Source organism: Martinezella rhizogenes, from assembly GCF_000799715.1.
GTDB classification, from domain to species: Bacteria; Pseudomonadota; Alphaproteobacteria; order Rhizobiales; family Rhizobiaceae; genus Rhizobium; species Rhizobium rhizogenes_C.
The window spans coordinates 430,457-449,737 of sequence record NZ_JUHG01000014.1 but is presented as its reverse complement, the minus strand read 5'-3'; the positions used below and the strand labels follow the sequence as shown (position 1 = coordinate 449,737).

The window sequence follows — 19,281 nt, the reverse complement described above, 5'->3', positions numbered from 1 at the left end:
ACCTCATAGAGTTAATCAGGCGAAGCAGAAAAAATCGAAGGCGCGCCCGCCCAAAAATTTTCACTACAAACGGCTGACCAACGCCATGCATGTGACATGCCAGATTCCACCATCGCGGCGCTCAATTCGAGAAAAACATGCAGTTCCGAGTCAAATCGGGCCGGCTTTCGACCGCCATGCGTCCGATTCTCTCAAAATCCTGAACTATTTGCAGGCAAATGGCTGACAACTTGTCGCAGCGCACCAGATTCGAAGCAGCGCAGCAATTTGGCGACAAAACCCACGATCCGCAGCGATAAAACCTCAAAATTGCCCATAATTTCAACGTTTTGCATTTTTTTTATGCAAACACCTGAAAAATGGGCTTCAACTCTGCTATATATAAGCTGTCTCTTGAAGCGCACCCGCTTGAGCATCAAAAGGGAGAGACATCGTAATGGCCATCAGCCCACTGCACGAAACGGCAAAGATTTTTCAGTTTCCGATCAAGGCCCGGACTATTCCCGCCGGTCAGCGGAGCCATGTGAACCTTAATCCCGACATCGGCCCGCGCGTCGCCGTGGTCGATTTCGACAGCTGGTATCACGAAGCCGCCATCGCGGACTCCGACACAACCCGCAAACAATAAGCTTCCGCCGATCTAAAAGGCGATGTAGCGATCCGACCGATGGTTGATCGCCACGAAGAGGTTGAGCGCGACCGCGCCCAGCACCGAGCAGATGACCACGAACGGCGTGGCCACCGTAAAGGCGACCGCGAGCACGCACATGTCGACCGCAAGCTGGACAAGACCGGCGCGTATCCCGAACCTCTCCTGAAGATAGATGCCCAATATGCCGACACCGCCCAGGCTGGCGCGGTGGCGATAGAGTGCGAGCAGCCCGAAGCCAAGCAGGACACCGCCGAGCAGCGCCGACCAGAAGGCGTTGATATGAGCGATTTCGAACAGCCGCGGCTGCAGGTTCGTCAGCAGCGAGGTCAGCGCGATGGCGATGAAGGTCTTGATGGTGAAGGCGCGGCCGAGCTGCCTCCAGGACAGATAGAAGAACGGCAGGTTGACGACGAAAAAGGCCAGGCCGAAATTCACGCCGATCGCGTAGTGCAGCAAAAAGGCGATGCCCGCCGTGCTGCCCGTCAAAAGTCCGGCGCTCGACAGGCAGAAGAGCCCGAGCGACGATATCAGGCTGCCGGACAATATGCCCTGGATATCCTCGACAAGCGAATGCCGCGTAGCGGAGGTGTTCCAGACGCCGAAAGCGCTCTTCAGGCTCGCCATGATACTTTCCCTTTATTTTCCAGGGATTCTGCGGAAAGCGGGGCCGACAATCAAGCGGAATATGTAAGGAATGCTGACCTATTCGAATTTTGCAAGATTCGATCCGTCAGGCGGATTTCCGCGTAACGAACAGAATGCCGTGCACCGGTTTTCCGCCATCCTTGCGAATGACGCTGCGGGCCAGATTGTAGACGACGAAGCCGTGAGCGGCCAGAAGCGTCCTCACATAGGCCTCCGAATGGGCAAAGCGCAGCGAATCCCGCAAGAGATAACCGTCCGCCTCCTGTGCATCCTCGACCGAAAAAGCGAACACGGCGCCGGGAGCGGCCAGCTCCGCGACAATCACCATCACACTTTCAAGATTGCCGAGATACATCAGCACGTCGGCGGCGGTGACCAGGTCCGCGCGGGCCGGCGCCAGCACTCCGTCGAACATGCCGGACAGGGGCGGCGCCAGCGACAGGTCGGCCTGGGCGAGATGATCGTAAACGCCCTTGTCCTCTGCCTTGGCAAGCATGCCCTTCGACAAATCGAACCCTTCCAGCCGGTCGACCTTCGCGCGGATTTCCGGACCGAACAGGCCGGTGCCGCAGCCGAGATCGATGGCGAGCTGGAAATGCGCCGGCATATCGGCCGTTTCGGCGATCAGGGCCGAGAGTTTCTGCGGCACGCTATAGCCAAGCTTTTCGACCAGCGATGTCTCGAACCGGTCGGCGTAATCGTCGAACAGCCGTTCGACATAGCGGCTCGGCGGCTGTTCGGGCAGCTCGGCAGCTCCCAGAACCGCGAGCTTCAACCGCGCACCGAAGACATCGTCTTCGTCGAGTATCAGGACCTTGTTGAGCGCGTCGACAGCGCCTTGCACATTTCCCGCCTTTTCACGATAGGTCGCGAGATTGAACCAGCCGGCGGCCCAGCCGGGCACCAGCTCCAGCGCCTGCTCCATCAGCTCGGCAGCGCTGGCAGGTTCGCCGCCTTCGGCGAGCATCTTCGCATAGTCGGCACGACGGTCGGCAATGACGTCGCCGGAGGAAAGCTGGCTCGGCAGCATGGATTTGATCCTATTTGACCTCCGCCTTTGGACGCGGCCACAAAAAAACTCAAGTCCTATTTCAGGCAGGCACCTGTTTCAGGTGAGCGCTGAGGCAAAAGTGCTTGCGAGTTCCGGGTCGCAACCCTATCTCAGGACCGCTCTACAGGCATTATGGAGACGTCAGCATGTCCGATCAGATGAACAAGTTCCTCGGCGACTCGCCCGGCCGCACGCTGGTGAAGCTTATCATCGTGTCGCTGATCGTCGGCTTCACGATGAAGTTCTTCGGCTGGCGGCCACTCGACTTCCTTTATGGCGTCCGCCGCTTCCTGCTGGATCTCTGGCACAGCGGCTTTGCCGCACTCGGCGAATTCGGCGATTACCTGGTGCTTGGCGCCACGCTCGTCATCCCGCTTTTCATCCTCCTGCGCCTTTTCAACTACCGTCGTTGATATGATCCCAAAAACTCCGTCTTTCGCGCGGCGCCATGCGCTGCGTCTCACCGGCCTTGCGCTCGCCGCCATCGTCGCGAGTTGCGCTACGTCGCCGAGCCATCTCTCCAACATACCGGCCAGCGACCAGACCGCCTCCGCGCTGCCGCTCGTCAATGCCTTGCGCGCCAAAAACGGATTGCCGCCGCTGAAGATCGATACCGCCGCCAGCTCGGCAGCCGTCTATCAGGCCCGGCGCATGGCCGATGCCGGCAAGATGGAGCACCTGATCGGCATTGGTGACGATTTCGGCAAGCGCGTCAAGGCAAGCGGTGTCACGCTGCCGGCCGCCGAGAACATCGCCGAGGGACAGAAGGGCGTCGATGCAGCCGTAACGGCCTGGATCAACTCTCCGAAGCATTTGCACAACATGCTCGGCAAATATGATGGTCTCGGCGTCGCTCTCGCCTATACCCCCTCTTCCGGTGGCAGGCCCTACTGGTCCATGGTGCTCTCCTCGAATTGAGGAGAGGCCGACCGGAGATGGATCAACAAGAGCGCGGCGGCAGGGTCCTACCCTTTGACGTGACGCACCGGCTGGTGCTGTCCATCGCCCTTCCGATGACGCTCGGCTTCATCACGACGCCATTGCTCGGCATTGTCGGCACGGCTGTCGTCGGGCAACTCGGCCAGCCGGACGCGCTGGCGGGCCTGGCGATCGGCGCCATGCTCTTCGATCTTATCTTCTCGAGCTTCAACTTCCTGCGCGCCTCGACCACCGGCCTCACGGCGCAAGCCTTTGGCCGCCATGACCAGCATGAGCAGCAGGCGATTTTCTGGCGGGCGCTGCTCTCGGCGCTTGCGTGCGGCAGCCTGATCGTCCTGTTGTCACCCGTCCTGCTCTGGCTCGGCATCAAGCTGATGGGGCCGGAGGGCGGCGTTGCCGAGGCGACACGCACCTATTTCTCGATCCGCATGCTGGCCGGCCCGATGGCTCTTGCCAATTACGCCATTCTCGGTTTCGTACTCGGGCGCGGCCAGGGCCGCATCGGCCTGCTACTGCAAACGGTCATCAACGGCGTCAACATCATCCTCGCCCTGGTGCTCGGCCTCTGGCTTGGCTGGGGTGTGACGGGAGTCGCCTGGGGCACGCTGATCGGCGAGGCAGCCGGCACGCTTACCGGCCTTGCCATCGTGCTCAAAAGCTTCTCCGGTGAACCACGGCCCAGCCGCGCCGAGCTGCTGTCGCCCGCCAAGCTCAAGCAGCTCTTCGCGCTCAACCGCGACATCCTCATCCGCACCTTCGTGCTGCTCGGCGCCTTCACGCTGATGACCCGCATCGGCAACAGCTTCGGCTCCATCACCCTTGCCGCCAACGCGGTGGTGATGAACTTCCTGCTGCTATCCGCCTATTATCTGGACGGGCTGGCCAATGCCGCCGAGCAGATCACCGGGCGCGCGATCGGCGCCAATTATCGCCCGGCTTTCGAGCGTGGGCTGAAGCTGACCGGCCTCTGGTCCTTCGGGCTGGCCTTTGCCGCCGCCCTATTCTTCTTTGCGGCCGGGCCGGCGCTGATCCGCCTGCTGACCACGTCCGAAGAGGTACGCGCCGCCGCCGGGGCCTATATGCCCTGGGCCGCCATATCTGGGCTGACGGGTGCGCTCGCCTTCCTGATGGACGGCGTGTACATCGGCGCCACATGGTCGAGCGCCATGCGCAACCGCATGCTGCTATCCTTTGTTGGCTACCTCGTTGCGCTGGCCGTCCTCGTGCCAGCCTTCAGCAATCACGGCCTGTGGCTGGCCATGAACGCCTTCCTGCTGTTCCGTGGTATTTTCCTAATCATCGGCCTGAAAAAGCGGGTCGATCAGACGTTCCGATCGGCCCAGTAATCAAGCTTGCTGTCACGCAGCTCGCGGATCGAGGCGACGCGTTCGCGGTCGAGCAGCTTCGACAGGCCGGCAACGACGCGGCCCGGCAGGCCCGGCCCCTCATAGACCATGCAGGAATAGAGCTGCACCAAATCGGCGCCGGCTTTAATCTTCTCCAGCGCCGTTTCCGCCGAGGAGACTCCACCGACGCCGATGATCGGCAGGGCGGCACCAACGCGGCGGCGCATCTTGGCGAGCACGGCGGTCGACCTTTCGAACACCGGCTTGCCCGAGAGGCCACCGGCTTCCTTGGCCTGCGCCTGATCCTTCAGGCCATCGCGCGCCAACGTGGTGTTGGAGACGATCAGCCCATCGAGCGAATGCGCCAAAACTTCGGCGGCGATGTCGTCCATGCCCTCTTCAGTCAAGTCCGGTGCGATCTTCAGGAAGACCGGGATCTTTTTGCCGGCCTTGGCGGCTTCTTCGTCACGCGCGGCAAGCACCGCCGAGAGCAGCACCGACAGGCTTTCGCGTCCCTGCAGGTCGCGCAGGCCCGGCGTGTTGGGCGAGGAGATATTGGCGGTGAAATAGCGCGCCACCGAATAGAAGCGGCGGATGCCGGCGACGTAATCGGCGATCCGGTCGGCACTATCCTTGTTGGCACCGATATTGACGCCGATGATGCCCGTCCCACGGATGGGCTGAAGGCGCCGGAGAGCGGCCTCGTGGCCCTCATTGTTGAAGCCGAGGCGGTTGATGACGCCCTCGTCCTCGACCAGGCGGAAGATGCGCGGGCGCGGATTGCCGGGCTGCGCCTTCGGCGTCACCGTACCGATCTCCGTAAAGCCGAAGCCGAGTTTTAGCAGTGCCTCGGGCACTTCGGCATTCTTGTCGTAGCCGGCGGCCATGCCGAGCGGATTGGCGAAGTCGAGTCCGGCCACGGTCTGGCGCAAGCGCGGATCGTTGCTTACCCGGCAAGCAGGCACGAGGCCGGACTTCAGAGCGGCAATGGACATGCCATGCGCCGTTTCCGGATCAAGCAGGAAGAGGCCACGCCGGCTAAGGTCACGAAAAGCGCCGATCATTCTGAGGTCTCCGGAAAGACATGCACGCCATCGGGGCCGATCGGCAGCGGCTTTTCCCAAAGCACGGCCGAAAGTGGGAGCGTTGCATAAAGATGCGGGAAGAGATCGCCGCCGCGCGAAGGCTCGAACACCAGCTTCTCACCGAGAGCATCGCTGTCGATCGCCACCAGCAACAGGCCTTGCTGGCCGGCAAAGTACCGCGCCGCCGTCTCTTTCGATTGCTTCGCCGTCGACAAATGGATGAAGCCGTCAGTCAGGTCGATCGACGCGCCATGAAAAACGCCGGTTTGTCTGGTTTGCTGCCAGAGCGTATCTGGCACGATCTTGTAAACCACTGGCATCGCGGTCATCATCCCCGTGTAAACATGTTCTGATAGGGCTTTGCACGAAAACATCAGCCGATGTCCACGGTTTCCGTGGTGGATTTAGGGTTTTAACGCAGAAAATCCGGAGGATGACATGACGAAGGAAATCGTAACGGGCCTCGCAGCCCTGCTCCTGCCCGCCACTCTTCTTCTTGCCGTACCAAGCCACGCCGCCGAGCCGGACGCAACACGCTTCCAGCTCGAGCGCAGCGGCGATCATTTCATCCGCCTCGACAAGCAGACCGGCGCGATGTCGATCTGCCAGGACCAAAGCGGCAATTTGGTCTGCCGCATGGCCGCCGACGAACGCGCCGCCTATGACGACGAACTCGACCGTCTCTCCGACCGTGTCACCAAGCTGGAAAAGACCGCGGCCTCGAGCAGCGGATCGACATTGCCGAGCGACGCCGATGTCGACCGCACGCTCGGCATCATGCAGAAATTCATGCGCGGCTTCATGGGCATGGCCAAGGAATTCCAGAACGAGGAACCCGGCAACAAGGCGCTGCCGCAGAAAACCTGACAGCTTCGGAACCAGGAGCAAAAGCAAGGGGATAAAGGACCTTATTCCTACCCCGGCCTTTACTCGCAAAAAAGCCTCGGTTAACCTTTCCTTAAAGATCAAACGCCGGATATCCGGCGCACGGGTGCTGAGCGGCGATGCTGTCACATGAGCAGATATGGAGCGCGATCGACAAGCTTGCCGAACGCTATGCCTTGACGCCATCCGGCCTTGCCCGGCGCGCTGGCCTCGATCCCACATCCTTTAACAAATCGAAGCGGTTGAGCCAGGACGGACGCCTGCGCTGGCCCTCGACGGAATCGATCGCCAAGGTATTGGGCGCGACCGGGGCCAGCATGGAGCAGTTTCTCGGCATCCTGCGCCCAACGGAGAGAGGCAACGGCAGCGCGGATTATGCCTCTAGCTCCATTCCGCTGCTCGGCTTCGCGCAGGCCGGCGCCGGCGGCTTTTTCGACGATGGCGGCTTTCCGGCCGGCCAGGGCTGGGACATGGTGGAGTTTCCGGCAGCACCGGGGCAGAAGGGCGGCGTCTATGCACTGGAGGTTCAGGGCGAAAGCATGCTGCCGCTCTATCGCGACGGCGACGTGCTGATCGTCGAGCCGGGTGCGCAGATCCGGCGCAACGACCGCGTGGTGGTGAAGACCCGCGAGGGCGAGGTCATGGCCAAGGTGCTGCTGCGGCAGAGCGCAAAATCGATCGAACTGCTGTCGCTCAACCCCGAACATCCCAATCGCAGCTTTGATCTTGCGGATGTGGAATGGATCGCCCGGATCATTTGGGCCAGCCAATAGGAAAGTTTTCCCGCTATGCGTCGTGATATTTGGCTTGCAGGTGTGGCAGGTGCCGTGGTCGGTTCATGGCTGACCCTGGTTGCCGTGCAGGTGAACGAACACGGTTTCCACCTACCGGGTCGCACAACGAGCAAGACCGAAGCGGAAAATCAGCCAGCCGCAGCGGCAGCGCCGAAACTGGCGCCGATCGAGATAGCGCAAGCCGATGTCACGCCGGCACAGACGCTGACGGATACAGCACCCAAAAAGGCATTGCCCATAACGGCCGGCACGGTCGCTCCGGCAGCAACTATCACGGCTGAGACAGCGGCTCCAACCACGACCAAGAGCGAGCCGCCCGCCACACCCTCGACATCCACGCCTGCGGTGGTGCCATCCCCGACAGCGGAGAATGTCGCAAAGGACGCAGCCGTGGCGCCTGCCGATCAGGACAAGTCGCCCGCGACAAAGCCAGCGACGGAGCCGCAGGCCACGCCGACTGCTCAGCCGACACAATCCGAAACGGCCCCGGCAACCGCGCCCGAGATAAAAACGGCTGAACCGGAGCAATCTTCTTCGACACAAGCCACTGCGGACCAGCCTCCACCCCAGAAGGCCGAGACGGAGCAAACGAAACCAAAGCAAGCATCGCCGCCCCCGGCACCCGCCGACCAGGCCGACAGGGCAGCCGCGGCCGCGGCCCACCGGACGGCGCCTATGGTACCGTCCTCACAACAGGCGTCGCCGGGCGGCAGCCAAACGCCAAGCGATGACCAGAAGCAAGCCGGAGGGATGGAACCCGTGGAGCTGATACGGCCGTCTTCGGACCGAGCCGGCATGCTGACAGTCGGCAACAGGAGCGTGCAGCTTTCCGGCATCATTCCGACCGATGTCGGTCGCATGTGCGCCGGGTCTGATGGCAAGAGCTGGCCTTGCGGGACGGCGGCGCGCACGGCTTTCCGCATGTATCTGCGCGGCCGGATCATCGATTGCGACCTGCCGAGCCAGACCTGGCAAGGCACGGTAACGGGAAACTGCCGCTATGTCCGCATCGATCTCAGCGAATGGCTCGTGCGCTTCGGCTGGGCGGAGCCGGAGGCTGGATCGCCGTTGGCGGCCGTTGCGGAACAGGCGAAGCAGCAGAAGCGCGGCATTTATGGCGACGACCCGCGCAAGGGCCGAAAATCGACACTCGCGCCAGCGCCTGCCAAGGAAGACCCGCTTAATCCGATCTGACGCCACGCTTCCGCCACCGGCTCTTGTCATGACAAACAGGACTTTCTAGTGTGCCGCCAGTTTCAAAGGATTTTGCTTCATTATGAACAAGCCGCTTTCCGTCCAAGAGGCCCTGATCTACGTCATGGTCATTGCATCCGCCGTCGACCGGACGATGAACGACCGGGAATTGGGCCGGATCGGCGAGCTGATCCATGCGCTGCCCGTCTTCAAGGGCTTCGATGACGAAAAACTGATCGAAGTTTCGCGCGATTGCGCCAAGCTTCTGGCCGGCAGCGAGGGACTCGACATCGTGCTGGAAACCGTGCGCGATACCTTGCCACCACGGCTTTACGACACCGCCTATGCGCTTGCCGTCGAGGTCGCCTCCGCCGACTTCTCGGTGAAGGCCGAAGAACTGCGCCTCTTGAGCCTATTGCGCGATCGGCTTGATCTCGGCAAGCTCACCTGTGCCGCCATCGAGCGCAGCGCCATCGCCCGCTATCGCAAGGGCTGAAGGGCTCGGTCAGTAGAGCCCGTAGGGGAAATAACGCAGATAGATTTCCTGCAGCCGGCCGTTGCGCGACAGGGTCGCCAGGGCATGGTTGATCGCGGCCGTCAGGTCGGCGTCCTGCTCGCGCAGCATGATGGTCATGCCCTCGCCAAGGAATTGCTGCGAGAGGTAAGGGCCGTCGAACAAGGCGCAGCATTTTTCGGCCGAGGGCGACGACACCCAGAAGGACAATTGCAATCCATCTGCAAAGGCGGCTTCGACCTTGCCGTCCTTGACGGCCGCCAGAAGCGCAGCCTTGTCGTCGAAGGGCACCGGCTTGATCGCCGGAAAGAAGGCCGAGAGCATCGCCTCATGCGTCGTGCCCCTGACCACGCCGACCGAATGGCCCACAAGGGCCGTCGCCGTACGGCCGTCGATCGGCGCCTTGAGATTGCGCACGAACCGGGCGGGCAGCATCAGGAAGGGGCGTGAGAAGGCAAAAGTCTTGCGCAGCTCCGGCGTCACCGCGACGCCGGCGATCACCGCGTCCCCCTGCGACGCCGAAAGCGCGGTCTGCAACTCCTCGAAGGGCAGTGCCTGGATCTGGCATTTATCCGAAATGCCGAGCTCATCGCAGATCTCGCGGGCGAGATCGACATGGAAGCCCGAGAGCTTGCCGTTCTGATCGGCGAAATTGAAGGGCGGGAAGTCGACGGAGGTAAGAAAGCGCAGCCTGACCAGCGTGGAAAGATCCGGTTTCGGCAGGCGTTCGCGCGCATCAAAGAGGACCGGCAAGCCGGACGGCGGCGGCGCTTGCTGCGCGGCAACAGGCATGGCGCAGGAGGCTGCCATCAGCGCTGCGCCCGTCACGGATTTCACAGCGGATATCAACGACGAAAGGCAAACGCGCATAAGGATGATCGGGCCTCCGGTCGGGTGTTCAGCTTGCTGATTTCAAGACCGGTGTAACAGAGTCATGCCGAAGGGGGAATATCGCGCCGTGCCGCAAACGGGAAAGTCCCGGATCGGCATGGCAATATCATCGGATGCAAGGGCAACTTTGCCTAATGATCCGCAATCCGCTTGGGGCGTGGAAGCAATTCGAGTTTTGCGGGGATGCCCTTGCTCTTGTCGCCTTGGCGCTTGTCCCCTCGCCGCCTGATCAGGCGCGCGGGAGAGCCGACATAGATGCCATAGGGCACGGTCTTTCCCTTGACGACGGCATTCGCGCCGATGACACAGCCCTTGGCGATGTGCGAGCCGCCGAGGATCTTCGCTCCGGCGCCGATCCAGACATCGTCCTCGATGACGACGGGCTTCTTGGTCACACCCTGCATGCGGATGAGCTGCGTCGGATCATCGAAATTGTGATCGAACGACACGACCATCGCATGGGCGGCAATCCGCACGTCGCTGCCGATAGTAATCCCACCGCGTCCCAGCAGAATGACGTAGTCATTGAGGGAGGCATGATCGCCGATCGCGATGCTGCCACGCTGTGCGTCGATGACGACGCCATTGCGGATAAAAGCCTTCGTACCGATGCGGACACTGCCATCCTTCCAGATGATCGTCGTGCCGCGCGGCACCTTCGTGCGGCGGGAGATCCGCAGCACGCCGCGCGTGAAGATCGCCTTCAGTCTGTAGAATGACGCAAAGTTGAGCATCTGGTCCGTTCCGGTTAGGGACGACCTTCTGTCATGGTTGTCTGGCACTAACCTGAACAAACAAAGGTTTTATTGGGGCAGCGTCTGACCGTCGCATTCGGCTCTACGTTGCCAAGCGTCTGAAACCAGAAATTTCGCGTCTGTCGTGAACTTGGAGCGGGTGAAGGGAATCGAACCCTCGTATTCAGCTTGGGAAGCTGCTGCTCTACCATTGAGCTACACCCGCCTGATATCCGGAGATGTCCAACAGTTGCCGGCCTCTGTCAAGGCCGGCAGAAGGCCAATCACAGCCGGAAGTGCTTCGACAGCTTCAGACCCTGCGCCTGATAGTTCGAGCCGACGCCCGAGCCGTAAAGGCTGGTGGGCTGTTCCAGCATGTGTTCGTAGACCAGGCGGCCGACAATCTGGCCGTCTTCGAGGATGAAGGGCACTTCGTGGCTGCGCACTTCCAGCACGGCACGACTGCCACGACCGCCGGCTGGCGCATGGCCGAAGCCTGGGTCGAAGAAGCCGGCATAATGGACGCGGAATTCGCCAACCAGGGGATCGAAGGGCGTCATCTCGGCGGCATAATGCGGCGGTACATGCACGGCTTCGCGCGACACGAGGATATAGAACTCGTCGGGATCGAGGATCAGCTCAGTGCGGCCACGGCTATAGAGCGGCTCCCAGAAATCGAAGATATCGTGCTGCGCCTTCTTGTCGACATCGACGACGGCGGTGTGGTGCTTGCCGCGATAGCCGATCAGGCCTTCCTTGTCGCCGGCAAGGTCGATCGACAGCGCGATGCCGCCACCGTTGACGTTCGGCTGCTTGCTGGCAACCAGCGTTTCGCTGGCATGCAGCGCCATCAGTTCCGGCTCGTTCAGCAGCGCCTTGCCGACCCGGAAACGGATCTGCGACAGGCGCGAGCCACGACGAACGACAATCGGGAAGGTGCGCGGGCTGATTTCCAGATAGAGCGGACCGGAATAGCCGGCCGGGATCTTGTCGAACTCCTGCGCCCGGTCGGTGATAACGCGGGTGAAGATATCGAGGCGGCCGGTCGAGCTTTTCGGATTGGCCGACGCCGACATGTCGGCCGGCAGGTCGAGGCGCTCCATCAGCGGCACGATATAGACGCAGCCGGTTTCCAGCACGGCACCTTCGGAAAGATCGATGACATGCAGCTTCAGCCGGTCGAGCTTGTCGGCAACCAGATGCGACGGGCCGGGCATGAAGCTGGCGCGGACGCGGAAGGCATGCGCGCCGAGGCGAAGGTCAAGGCTCGCCGGCTGGATCTGATCGACGTCCAGTTCCCGTTCGCTCGTCAGCCGCCCCGCTTCGAAGAGCGCGGCAATGGCGCGATCAGCCAAAATTCCAGTATTGCGAGCCATCATGCCTCTTCCCCAGCCTATAACCCTGCAAGTGGATTTTCGACTTGCAGGGTTATAGGCCGATTCAAAATGTTACTGCGACCTTTGCGCATCCTGACGGATGCGCGGGCAATAATTTGTCGCGGACAAAACCAAACTCGGGGAATTGACGCAAGCGGTCAACAGCAGTATTGCAACTTATCCCGTGGTGATTTGGCCGGTCGGCTTGCAGCCACGTTAAATAAGTGGCTAAAAAGACCGGGTTGAAACCGGTCTGCAATTGCGGCCGGTTTTTTTGTTTTGAAAGTGGTGATGGCATGAGCAAGACTTGGCGCCCCGCAACCCAACTCGTTCACAGCGGAACGCTCCGCTCGCAATTCGGCGAAACATCCGAAGCGATCTATCTGACCCAGGGCTTTGTCTACGACACATCGGAAGCCGCCGAGGCGCGCTTCAAGGGCGAGACCGACGGTTTCATCTATGCCCGTTACGGCAGCCCGACCAATGACATGTTCGAAAAGCGCATGTGCGCGCTGGAAGGCGCGGAAGATGCTCGCGCCACGGCTTCGGGCATGGCCGCCGTCACCGCCGCCATTCTCTGCCAGCTGAAGGCCGGCGACCATATCGTCGCTGCCCGCGCGCTGTTCGGCTCCTGCCGTTGGGTGGTCGAAACACTGGCGCCGAAATACGGCATCGAGTGCACGCTGGTCGACGGCCGCTTCATCGAGAACTGGGAAAAGGCCATCCGTCCCACAACCAAGGTGTTCTTCCTGGAAAGCCCGACCAACCCGACGCTGGAAGTGGTGGACATTGCCGCCGTTGCCAAGCTCGCCAACCAGATCGGCGCCAAGGTCGTGGTCGACAACGTCTTCGCGACGCCGCTGTTCCAGAAGCCGCTGGAGCTCGGTGCCCATATCGTCGTCTACTCCGCCACCAAGCATATCGACGGCCAGGGCCGCTCGCTCGGCGGCGTCATCCTCTCCGACAAGCAGTGGATCGACGAGAACCTGCAGGATTATTTCCGCCATACCGGACCGGCCATGTCGCCGTTTACCGCCTGGACGCTTCTGAAGGGCATCGAGACGCTGCCGCTGCGGGTCGCACAACAAACGGCGAATGCCGCCAAGATCGCCGATTTCCTCGCCGAACAGGGCAAGGTCGCCAAGGTGATCTATCCCGGCCGCAAGGACCACCCGCAGGCCGATATCATCGCCAAGCAGATGACAGGCGGATCGACGTTGGTGGCCTTCGAATTGAAGGGCGGCAAGGAAGCGGCCTTCAAGCTGCAGAATGCGCTGGAGATCGTGAGAATCTCCAACAATCTCGGCGATAGCAAGAGCCTGATCACCCATCCGGCCACCACCACGCACAAGAACCTCACCGACGAGGCCCGCGCCGAACTCGGCATTTCGCCGGGCACCGTGCGCTTCTCCGCCGGCATCGAGGATGGCGACGATCTGGTCGAGGATTTCGCCCGCGCTCTGGAGCAGGTTTCGGCCTGAGTTTTGTCATCCAACCCGCCCGGATCTCGTCCGGGCGGGGCGGCATGCCTTGGCAACAGGCGTGCCCGATAGCTTCGGCCAAGGCCGATTAGCCCTTGGAACTAGCCTTAGTCCCTGAAAAGTCGTATCATTTACCCGTTATAGGGGTTTTCACCGATCCGTTCCTTGACGGAACAGGTTGTGTATAGGATACCGCTAAATGTCCCGCTTTCGTGGGATCATGGAAAGCGGAGAAGATGCCCTAGACTTAAAATGCTGGAGCGTCCGATGTGCGTTTATTGGAACGCACGGCGTTTCGGAGTAGTGACCAAGGTGTCAGGCATGTATCGCGCTCTAACACGGGATATCGAAGTCGTCGTCGAACCGTTTTATCTGGAGGAGCAATCCGATCCGGATGACGACCGCTATGTCTGGGGTTATCGCATCGTCATTTCCAACCATTCCACCCACAATGTCCGGCTGGTGACCCGCTATTGGCACATCACCGATCAGAACGGGCTGGTCGACGAGGTGACCGGACCTGGCGTCGTCGGCGAGCAGCCGCGGCTTAGCCCCGGCGATACCTACGAATATTCGTCAGGCTGCCCGCTCGACACGCCATCGGGCATGATGTTCGGCCATTATCAGATGGAGACGGATGACGGGGAGCTCTTTCACGTCAAGATCCCCGCCTTCTCGCTGGATACGCCCAATCTGCTGCGGACGCTGAACTGAGCCCGATCAGGCGTCCTTTACCTCGGAAGCTTCAAACCGATAGGTCGTCGAGCAGAACTCGCAGGTGACGGCGATTTCGCCATTCTCCAGGCTTGCTTCGATTTCCTCGGCGGAAAAGCCCTGCAATACGCCCTTCAGCTTGTCGCGCGAACAGGTGCACCGGTCGAAGACTGCCTTCGGCTCGTATACGCGCACGCCGCGCTCATGGAAGAGACGGAACAGCAGACGTTCGGTGCCGACCTGCGGATCGGTCAGCTCGTCGGCATCGATGGTCTCGACCAGTGACCGGGCTTCCTCCCAGGCATCGTCCTCGACGTGATGGCGCGGATTGCTATCGCCGTCGCCGCCGTGAAGATCCGGCTGACGCATGCGCTCCAGCGCTTCCGGAAGGAACTGCGCGATCAGGCCGCCCGCCCGCCAGCGATGGCGCGGCTTGCCCGCCTCGTCGCGGTCAAACAGTTCGGCAGCGCCCAGACGGACGCGGGTCGGGATTTGCTCCGACTGGCGGAAATAGGTCCCAGCGATCTCTTCGAGCGAGGCGCCATCAAGTGGCACGATCCCCTGATAGGGCTGGCTGTAGCGACCTTGATCGATGGTGAAGGCGAGCACGCCCTCGCCGAGCAACTGTTCCGGCTCGGTCTCGCCGGCGGCCACGGCCTTTGCCAGTGCCTCCTCATCGAAACGGGCATAGGCGCGGACATTTTCCGGCGTCGAGAAATCGGCGACCAGAAGATCGACAGGTCCGTCGCCCTTGGTCTGCACGGTGAACTTGCCCTCGAACTTCAGCGAGGTGCCGAGCAATACAGTCAGCACCACGGCCTCGGCCAGCAGCCGGGCAACGGGGGCCGGATAATTGTGCCGGGCAAGAATCCCATCCAGCAGAGGTCCAAGCTGCACGGCGCGGCCGCGCACATCAAGACCATCGACCTGGAAAGGAACGACATGATCATCGCCGGCAAAATCGAATTGACCCAGCGAGGCTGCACTTTCCGCCATTGCTTTACTCCTACTGCGCCCGCGACATTAACGCGGTTCTATATCCTCAGATTGCGCCCAGGCACCAAGCAAGAATCGACTTTTGCGCATGAAGGCGGTTTTCCGCCTCATCGAAAACAACGGATTGCGGACCATCGATCACGTCGTCCGTCACTTCCTCCCCACGATGCGCGGGCAGGCAATGCATGAACAAGGCGTCCTTGCCGGCCTGTGCCATCAAAGCCGCGTTGACCTGATAGGGCTGGAAGACGTTGTGACCGCGGGCCCGGTGTTCCTGATTCATGGAAACCCAGGTATCGGTTACCACGCAATCGACGCCAGCGACCGCACGGTCGGCATCATGCGAGAGCATGATTTCGGCGCCCTCGTTGCGGGCCCAGTTCAAATAGTGATCCTTTGGCTCGGAACCAAGGGGTACGGCCATGTTCATGCGATAGTCGAAGCGTGCGGCCCCCTCGATCAGCGAATGGAGCACGTTGTTGCCGTCGCCGGTCCAGGCGATGGTCTTGCCCTTGATCGGGCCGCGATGCTCCTCGAAGGTCATGATGTCGGCCATGATCTGGCAGGGATGCGTGTCGTCGGTGAGCGCGTTGATGACCGGCACGGTCGCGTGTTCGGCCAGCTCCAGCAAGCGCGAATGCTCGGTCGTGCGGATCATGATCGCGTCGACATAGCGCGACAGCACCTTCGCGGTATCGCCGATCGTCTCGGCGCGGCCGAGCTGCATTTCGGTGCCCGACAGGAACAGCGTCTCGCCGCCGAGCTGGCGCATGCCGACGTCAAAAGAAACGCGGGTGCGGGTGGACGGCTTCTCGAAAATCATCGCCAGCATCTTGCCGGCAAGCGGCTTGTCGGCCGTCCCGGCCTTCAGCGCCCGCTTTCGCACGATGGCATCGTCGATGATGCTGCGCAGATCGGCAGCCGCGACGGCCGAGAGATCGAGAAAGTGTTTCGGAGAAGCCATGTTCCTACCTGTACTCTAGAAAACAACAACGCCCGCGTGGGGCAAAAACGCCCCGACAGCGGGCGCTGGATTTAAGCCGACTTTTTGACGCGAGCAGCGCGCACGGATTCTGCAGCGCGTTCGATGCGGGCAATGCCTTCGCGCGCTTCCTCTGCGGTCACCACCAGTGGCGGCAGCAAACGGATAACGTTGTCGCCAGCCGGCACGCCCAGCATATGCTCCGCGCGGATCGCCTGCAGCAGCTCCGCCTGCGGAATAGCGGCCTTGATGCCCATCATCAGGCCCTCGCCACGAATATCCTCAATGATATCGGGGAAACGATCCTGAAGCGAGGCGAGGCCCTGACGGAACACCAGGGTGATGTCGCGCACATGTTCGAGGAAGCCGTCTGCCAGCACGATATCGAGCACGGCATTGCCGACTGCCATGGCGAGCGGATTGCCGCCATAGGTCGACCCATGCGTGCCAGCCTTCATGCCCGAAGCGGCTTCCGCCGTCGCAAGGCAGGCGCCGAGCGGAAAGCCGCCGCCGATGCCCTTGGCCACTGCCATGATATCAGGCCGGATGCCGGCCCATTCATGGGCGAAGAGCTTGCCGGTACGGCCAACGCCGCACTGGACCTCGTCGAGGATCAGAAGCAGGCCGTGCTCGTCGCAAATCTGGCGCAAGCCGCGCATAAATTCATTGGTCGCCGGGCGGATACCGCCCTCACCCTGCACGGGTTCGATGAGGATGGCGGCCGTCGCATCGGTAATCACGGCGCGCACGGCGTCGAGATCGCCGAAAGGCACCTGATCGAAGCCGGGCGCCTTGGGACCGAAACCTTCGAGATATTTCTCCTGGCCGCCGGCGGCGATCGTCGCGATCGTGCGGCCGTGGAAGGCGCCTTCGAAGGTAATGATATGGAATTTCTCGGGATGACCCTTGGAGAACTGGTAGCGCCGCGCCGTCTTGATCGCGCATTCCAGTGCCTCGGCGCCGGAATTGGTGAAGAACACCTTGTCGGCGAAGGTGGCTTCCGTCAGGCGCTTCGACAGCTTCTCCTGGCCCGGCACCTCATAGAGGTTCGACAGGTGCCAGACCTTGTCGGCCTGTGCCTTCAGCTCCGCAACCAGATGGGGATGCGCATGGCCAAGCGAATTCACCGCAACGCCGGCGGCGAAATCGAGATAACGCTCGCCGGTCTCCGTGAACAGCCATACGCCCTCTCCTCGCTCAAACCGCAGCGGGGCACGCATATAGGTGTCGTAAAGCGGCGCGGTTTCAGCCATGGCCCGTATCTCCTCGATCACAACCTTTAGGGCCAATCGTTTCCTTCAAGTGAAACGGGCCCGGAAAAATCAAAAATGCCGCCTTGCGGCGGCTGGGGCACTATTGATGTTTTGCACCGCAATGTCAACAAAACAGGCAATTTCGCAGGCGCGGCAGAGCGCCTCTCGGCGAGAGGTATGTCTTCAATTGCTAATATTGCAAAAATGCCACGCTTAGACAAGCAAGTTGGGGAAAACCCCGAAATCGATTCCCCAGGATTCATGCGACTCTTGTCACGGAGTCAGCCTCACACTAGGTTGAAACCTAATTACTAGACTGCATGCGGCGGAACTAGTCACCACAATTTTCAAGCGTTTCGGGCCTCGACCCCATCTGAGGCAATGGTGAAGGATTCTGCCATCGGAAACGCGACAGCGGAGACAGGGCATGAATTGGACAGACGAACGCGTCGAAAAGCTGAAGAAGCTGTGGTCCGAGGGTTTGAGCGCGAGCCAGATCGCGGCGCAGCTCGGTGGTGTCAGCCGTAACGCTGTTATCGGCAAGGTGCATCGCTTGAGCCTGCCGGGCCGAGCGAAGGCCGGTGGCACGGCGACAGCCGCCCGAGCGCAGAAGCGCAACACTTCGGCGCCGCGCGCACCGAATTACGCCTCGCGCGTCACGACCCGCACGGTTACCCGTCAGCAGGGCGCGACGATGCTCAAGGAAGAGGTCGAGATCGATACGGTCAACCAGATCGAATATCGTCCGGCCGCCAATGTGGTCGTTCCGATTTCACGCCGCCTCGGCCTGACGGAGCTCACCGAGCGCACCTGCAAGTGGCCGGTCGGCGATCCGCTGAAGGATGATTTCCACTTCTGCGGCAATGACAGCCCGGATGCATCGCCATATTGTGGCTACCATCAGCGTCTGGCCTATCAGCCGGTGCATGAACGGCGCCGGCCGGCGGCTCAACCGCGCGGCTGAAATGCCCGATAGCTGAGACAAAAGAAACGGGCCGAAAGGCCCGTTTTCTGTTTCCGCCGCTATGTTGGATGACTGACCGGTTTCCCGCTCAGGCTTCCATGGAATAACCCGCGCCGCGAACGGTGCGGATGACATCCTGCATATTGGAGAAGTTTAGCGCCTTGCGCAGGCGTCCGACATGGACGTCGACGGTGCGTTCGTCGACATAGATGTCATGTCCCCAGACACCGTCGAGGAGTTGCGACCGCGAGAAGACGCGGCTCGGCGAAGCCATCAGGAATTCCAGCAGGCGGAATTCCGTCGGCCCCAACCGCACTTCGCGGCTCTTGCGGTGAACGCGATGGGTCTCGCGGTCCAATTCGATATCGCCACAGCGCAACACCGTGGAGAGAACCTCCGGACGGGCGCGGCGCAGCATCGCCTTGACGCGAGCCATCAGCTCCGGCGTCGAGAACGGCTTGACGACATAATCGTCCGCGCCGGTGGAAAGGCCGCGCACGCGCTCGCTTTCCTCGCCGCGGGCGGTGAGCATGATGATCGGCAAGCGCTCCGTCTCCGGCCGCATACGCAGCCGGCGGCAGAGTTCGATACCGGACACGCCGGGGAGCATCCAATCGAGGATCAGAAGATCGGGGATGCGTTCCTGGAGGCGAAGCTCGGCTTCATCGCCTCTCAGGATCGTGTCGACCTCGAAGCCTTCCGCCTCGAGATTATAGCGCAGCAGAACGCTGAGCGCTTCCTCGTCTTCTACAACAGCAACTCTCGGAACCATGTGTCTCTGGTCT

Annotated in this window: 23 protein-coding genes, 1 tRNA gene and 1 riboswitch; of the genes, 11 read left to right on the top strand and 13 right to left on the bottom strand. The window is 61.4% G+C overall.

Annotated elements, in window-relative coordinates; genetic code table 11:
- Positions 1 to 191 precede the first annotated feature (191 nt).
- Positions 192 to 335 (bottom strand): hypothetical protein, encoded by a 144-nt coding sequence (locus tag EX00_RS31490; protein WP_155294092.1) that lies wholly within the window; start codon positions 333 to 335, stop codon positions 192 to 194.
- Between the two features lie 101 nt (positions 336 to 436).
- Between EX00_RS31490 and EX00_RS19715 the strand changes: the two genes are divergently transcribed.
- Positions 437 to 628: a DUF2735 domain-containing protein gene (locus tag EX00_RS19715; RefSeq protein WP_007695622.1), complete on the top strand. Its 192-nt coding sequence runs from the start codon at positions 437 to 439 to the stop codon at positions 626 to 628.
- A 12-nt stretch (positions 629 to 640) separates the two neighbouring features.
- Here EX00_RS19715 and EX00_RS19710 read toward each other — a convergent pair whose 3' ends face one another.
- Both EX00_RS19710 and EX00_RS19705 read right to left on the bottom strand, forming a co-directional pair.
- Complete coding sequence (locus tag EX00_RS19710) at positions 641 to 1,276, bottom strand: DUF6198 family protein (RefSeq protein WP_047461561.1); 636 nt, start codon at positions 1,274 to 1,276, stop codon at positions 641 to 643.
- A gap of 106 nt (positions 1,277 to 1,382) precedes the next feature.
- Entirely contained in the window at positions 1,383 to 2,327 is a 945-nt protein-coding gene (locus EX00_RS19705) for a class I SAM-dependent DNA methyltransferase (RefSeq protein ID WP_047461558.1), read from the bottom strand.
- A gap of 167 nt (positions 2,328 to 2,494) precedes the next feature.
- Between EX00_RS19705 and EX00_RS19700 the strand changes: the two genes are divergently transcribed.
- From EX00_RS19700 to EX00_RS19690, 3 genes are read left to right on the top strand one after another with little or no spacing between them, the layout of a single operon-like run.
- Complete coding sequence (locus tag EX00_RS19700; protein WP_007695617.1) at positions 2,495 to 2,761, top strand: DUF6460 domain-containing protein; 267 nt, start codon at positions 2,495 to 2,497, stop codon at positions 2,759 to 2,761.
- Position 2,762: 1 nt separating this feature from the next.
- Complete coding sequence (locus EX00_RS19695; RefSeq protein WP_047461555.1) at positions 2,763 to 3,266, top strand: CAP domain-containing protein; 504 nt, start codon at positions 2,763 to 2,765, stop codon at positions 3,264 to 3,266.
- 17 nt (positions 3,267 to 3,283) lie between these two features.
- Positions 3,284 to 4,633, top strand: coding sequence for an MATE family efflux transporter (locus EX00_RS19690; protein WP_047461552.1), 1,350 nt, complete (start codon positions 3,284 to 3,286; stop codon positions 4,631 to 4,633).
- Here the strand turns inward: EX00_RS19690 and EX00_RS19685 are convergent.
- The gene (locus tag EX00_RS19685; protein ID WP_047461549.1) at positions 4,609 to 5,697 is read right to left on the bottom strand and encodes a quinone-dependent dihydroorotate dehydrogenase; all 1,089 of its coding nucleotides are present in this window, start codon (positions 5,695 to 5,697) and stop codon (positions 4,609 to 4,611) included. The genes EX00_RS19690 and EX00_RS19685 overlap by 25 nt on opposite strands.
- The gene (locus EX00_RS19680; protein WP_047461545.1) at positions 5,694 to 6,050 is read right to left on the bottom strand and encodes a DUF952 domain-containing protein; all 357 of its coding nucleotides are present in this window, start codon (positions 6,048 to 6,050) and stop codon (positions 5,694 to 5,696) included. Before EX00_RS19680 ends, EX00_RS19685 begins: the two co-directional genes overlap by 4 nt.
- Positions 6,051 to 6,156: 106 nt before the next feature.
- Here EX00_RS19680 and EX00_RS19675 point away from each other — a divergent pair, with 106 nt between their 5' ends.
- From EX00_RS19675 to EX00_RS19660, 4 genes are all read left to right on the top strand, one after another.
- On the top strand, positions 6,157 to 6,585 hold the full coding sequence (locus EX00_RS19675) for a hypothetical protein (protein WP_047461542.1): 429 nt from the start codon (positions 6,157 to 6,159) through the stop codon (positions 6,583 to 6,585).
- 137 nt (positions 6,586 to 6,722) lie between these two features.
- Positions 6,723 to 7,376 carry a S24 family peptidase gene (locus EX00_RS19670; protein WP_047461540.1) on the top strand — a complete coding sequence of 218 codons (654 nt, stop codon included), beginning with the start codon at positions 6,723 to 6,725 and terminating at the stop codon, positions 7,374 to 7,376.
- 15 nt (positions 7,377 to 7,391) lie between these two features.
- On the top strand, positions 7,392 to 8,591 hold the full coding sequence (locus EX00_RS19665; RefSeq protein ID WP_047461538.1) for a thermonuclease family protein: 1,200 nt from the start codon (positions 7,392 to 7,394) through the stop codon (positions 8,589 to 8,591).
- An 82-nt stretch (positions 8,592 to 8,673) separates the two neighbouring features.
- A complete protein-coding gene (locus EX00_RS19660; protein WP_047461535.1) occupies positions 8,674 to 9,087 on the top strand; it encodes a tellurite resistance TerB family protein in 414 nt (137 codons plus the stop codon).
- Positions 9,088 to 9,096: 9 nt separating this feature from the next.
- On the opposite strand, the gene EX00_RS19655 is transcribed toward EX00_RS19660, so the two are convergent.
- From EX00_RS19655 to EX00_RS19640, 4 genes are all read right to left on the bottom strand, one after another.
- Entirely contained in the window at positions 9,097 to 9,915 is an 819-nt protein-coding gene (locus EX00_RS19655; RefSeq protein ID WP_234709061.1) for a transporter substrate-binding domain-containing protein, read from the bottom strand.
- 212 nt (positions 9,916 to 10,127) lie between these two features.
- Entirely contained in the window at positions 10,128 to 10,730 is a 603-nt protein-coding gene (locus EX00_RS19650; protein ID WP_047461529.1) for an acyltransferase, read from the bottom strand.
- 152 nt (positions 10,731 to 10,882) lie between these two features.
- Positions 10,883 to 10,956: transfer RNA gene (locus tag EX00_RS19645), tRNA-Gly, on the bottom strand.
- A gap of 58 nt (positions 10,957 to 11,014) precedes the next feature.
- Complete coding sequence (locus tag EX00_RS19640) at positions 11,015 to 12,109, bottom strand: 2'-deoxycytidine 5'-triphosphate deaminase (RefSeq protein WP_047461527.1); 1,095 nt, start codon at positions 12,107 to 12,109, stop codon at positions 11,015 to 11,017.
- Positions 12,110 to 12,280: 171 nt separating this feature from the next.
- Positions 12,281 to 12,359: riboswitch (SAM riboswitch) on the top strand.
- A 43-nt stretch (positions 12,360 to 12,402) separates the two neighbouring features.
- On the opposite strand from EX00_RS19640, the gene EX00_RS19635 reads away from it, so the two are divergent.
- Positions 12,403 to 13,587: an O-succinylhomoserine sulfhydrylase gene (locus EX00_RS19635; protein ID WP_047461524.1), complete on the top strand. Its 1,185-nt coding sequence runs from the start codon at positions 12,403 to 12,405 to the stop codon at positions 13,585 to 13,587.
- A 321-nt stretch (positions 13,588 to 13,908) separates the two neighbouring features.
- On the top strand, positions 13,909 to 14,301 hold the full coding sequence (gene apaG / locus EX00_RS19630; protein WP_047461521.1) for a Co2+/Mg2+ efflux protein ApaG: 393 nt from the start codon (positions 13,909 to 13,911) through the stop codon (positions 14,299 to 14,301).
- Between the two features lie 6 nt (positions 14,302 to 14,307).
- On the opposite strand, the gene EX00_RS19625 is transcribed toward apaG, so the two are convergent.
- From EX00_RS19625 to EX00_RS19615, 3 genes are all read right to left on the bottom strand, one after another.
- Positions 14,308 to 15,297, bottom strand: coding sequence for an Hsp33 family molecular chaperone (locus EX00_RS19625; RefSeq protein WP_047461518.1), 990 nt, complete (start codon positions 15,295 to 15,297; stop codon positions 14,308 to 14,310).
- Positions 15,298 to 15,343: 46 nt separating this feature from the next.
- A complete protein-coding gene (gene argF, locus EX00_RS19620; protein WP_047461515.1) occupies positions 15,344 to 16,261 on the bottom strand; it encodes an ornithine carbamoyltransferase in 918 nt (305 codons plus the stop codon).
- 71 nt (positions 16,262 to 16,332) lie between these two features.
- Positions 16,333 to 17,532, bottom strand: a complete 1,200-nt coding sequence (locus tag EX00_RS19615; RefSeq protein ID WP_047461512.1) for an aspartate aminotransferase family protein — start codon at positions 17,530 to 17,532, stop codon at positions 16,333 to 16,335.
- 427 nt (positions 17,533 to 17,959) lie between these two features.
- Here EX00_RS19615 and EX00_RS19610 point away from each other — a divergent pair, with 427 nt between their 5' ends.
- Positions 17,960 to 18,496: a GcrA family cell cycle regulator gene (locus EX00_RS19610; RefSeq protein WP_047461509.1), complete on the top strand. Its 537-nt coding sequence runs from the start codon at positions 17,960 to 17,962 to the stop codon at positions 18,494 to 18,496.
- Positions 18,497 to 18,584: 88 nt separating this feature from the next.
- Here EX00_RS19610 and phoB read toward each other — a convergent pair whose 3' ends face one another.
- A complete protein-coding gene (gene phoB, locus EX00_RS19605; protein ID WP_007695571.1) occupies positions 18,585 to 19,268 on the bottom strand; it encodes a phosphate regulon transcriptional regulator PhoB in 684 nt (227 codons plus the stop codon).
- Positions 19,269 to 19,281 lie beyond the last annotated feature (13 nt).